Consider the following 2524-nt stretch of genomic DNA (forward strand, 5'->3'; position numbering starts at 1 on the left):
TCCCGCCGTCGGCCGCTCACCACGGAGGCGACCAGGCTCACCGGCGCCAGCACCGCGAAGAGCAGAACGTAGACTGTCCGCAGCAGGGCAGCCATGCCCAGGGCGGCGACGAGCGGCAGCACCGTCGTGAGGACCGGGACCGGGACACGGCGGGGTTCGGCGGGTGCGGCCGGCAGGGCGAAGACGGACTCCCGCTCCAGCGGATGCAGGCGAGGCGGACGGTTGACGTCGAGCATGCCAGGAGCGGAGACGGACGGGCGGGTCAGCACCGTGAGCGGTGCGGGCCGCACGAGCAGCAACGTCACCGGGGCGATCCGCACCGCGGCCAGGATGGTGCTGGCAGGCGACGATAGGTGGTCGCCGACGACGGCCGCGCCCGGACCGGCTGTGACGGTGCACCGACCGCCGACCTCGACCCGGATGGTCAGCGCGGGCTCGTCGCTGCTGTGACCCCCCAGCGTGACAGTGCAGCCGGGTCCCGAGCCGACGGTGAACTCACCCGCCGGCAGGTGATGAATGTCGCCCGCCCCGGGCCCACCGATGATCATCAGGTCGACCAGACCCGTCCCGCGGACCCGCCGGGACACCGCGACATCAAGGCTCACCACCGCACCCTCCCGCAGCGGCGAGGAGGCCGGGTCGTCTCCGGGTCGAGTGGACGGACGGTACCGGAGACGTTGATCGAGGGCCCGGCCCGCGCCAGTGTGGGAGTACGCCGATGCGGGCGGACAGCGGCGGCCATCGCCCCGGCCACCGCACGGAGCGGGGTTTCCGGGGCGGCGGTCAGTAGTACGTCCGTGCTGGAATTCCGGGTGGCATCGAGGACGGTGAGGGTGAAGCGCATGTATGGAAGATACGGCGTGGAAAAGCGGGGAGCGGGACGGGCCGACGGGGAGTTCTTCTACTTGGTGTTGTGGTCGAAATATGTGGTGGCGCAGAAACCACCATGACGATTCATGGCGAGTCGCAAGGATGATGCTCCCGCCCGGCCGTGCGTGCCATCGCCCGGGTGCGCATCACCTCCGCACCCGCCAGCTCCACCATGGCGTCACTCACCTCGGCAGCGTCGGCCGGGATCGGGAAACCGACCGCAGGTTCGGGTGAGCGCGCCTGGCCGGTCGGAGACGGCCCGGCCGACAGGGCCACTCCGACGCTCACTGACATGCTGATCCGATGACCGTGCACGTCCAGCGGTTCGTCCAGGGAGGAGATGAGCCGCTCGGCCAGGGTTGCGGCCTCGGCTGCGGTAACGGGTCCGGTGACGATGACGAACTCGTCCCCGCCCCAGCGCCCGAGAATGTCGCCGGGGTGGAGTACCTTCGAAAAGCGGCGGGCGGCGGCATCCAGAACGGCATCGCCCGTCGGATAGCCGAAGGAGAAATTGACTCGACGAAATGCATCCAGGTCAAGGAAGAGAACGGCCGTTCCGCGGTTGTGCCCGGTTTTGGCCGTGCCTGTTGTGATGGCCGTGCCGGCGGCGGCTGGCAGGGCGTGTCCGGGGGTTGTTCCGGGCGCCACGGTGGTCACAGTGTCCGGCGGGCCCGCGGCCAGTCGGACAGCGAGAAGCGCGCGCAGCCCCGTGCGGTTCACCAGCCCGGTTGTCGCATCTGTCGACGCGTGATGCCGCAGCTCCTCCTCCCGCTGGTGTCGCTCGGTGACGTCGTCGACGACGACGATCAGACCGTCACCACGGATCAGCGGGCGCAGGCGTACGTCGAGCCAACGATAACCATGTGGCGTCGGTTTCGGGATTTCGATCCGGGCCTGCTTGCGTCGTCGGTCGATCATCTGCCGGGACAGGATCGCCAGTGCCCGCACCGGGGCAGCCGGATCGGCGAGCGCCGCGGCGGCCAACAGGGTCGCGGGTCGGGCTGTGGCTCGTTCCGCCGGCCGAGCCGCTGATCGAGCCGCTGAGTTGGCCGCGTTGTCGCATGCCGCCAACCAGCTGATGCCCGGCCGGACGGGGAGCAGGGCCACCCCGGTGGCGGCATTGCGGCGCCATGCCTCGTTGAGGCGGGTCACCGTTCCCTCCGGGCCGAGCACGGCGACCGACGAGGGGAGGGAGTCAAGGACGGCCACCGCGACGTCGTCGGTCAGCACCGAGCTGGTTCCTTCCGACTGCCGGTCCAGGGGTGGCCGGGTAGGTGAGTTGGACGTACCTGCCTTGCGGTACTGGACACGGGTGGGTCTGCCGTGGGAGCGACGCGTCACGCGCTCCCGCGGCCGGGCGGGACTGCTGTGGTGAGATCAATCCGATCATCCCGGCTTCCTCGTATACGTGTTTTCGGTTTTGCTGACCGGTGTGCGGAGTGGGGGTTGGGTGAGTGCGGCGGGTGCGGGCGGATAGTGACTCCGCTGGGCGAGGGTGGCTGCAGCCGGTCAGCCGGTCAGCCGGTCAGCTGCGGCGACGGACAATATGGAATCCCGCCTCGGCCAGAATCATCGGTATCAGCCTGATGGTCTCGCGGTCCTTCTCGCGACTAGTACTCCAACCCGACTTTTGTGATCAGTTGAGTTGTAGCTT

Annotated in this window: 1 protein-coding gene and 1 pseudogene; both read right to left on the minus strand. The window is 69.3% G+C overall.

Annotation, left to right across the window (positions count from 1 at the left end; genetic code table 11):
• Positions 1-605, minus strand: a pseudogene (locus tag ACY45C_RS21295) (FtsK/SpoIIIE domain-containing protein); the annotation flags it as partial.
• Between the two features lie 349 nt (positions 606-954).
• A complete protein-coding gene (locus ACY45C_RS21300; protein WP_462189332.1) occupies positions 955-2100 on the minus strand; it encodes a diguanylate cyclase domain-containing protein in 1146 nt (381 codons plus the stop codon).
• Between the last annotated feature and the right edge of the window lie 424 nt (positions 2101-2524).

The sequence above is a fragment of the Frankia sp. CcWB2 genome, from assembly GCF_977927585.1.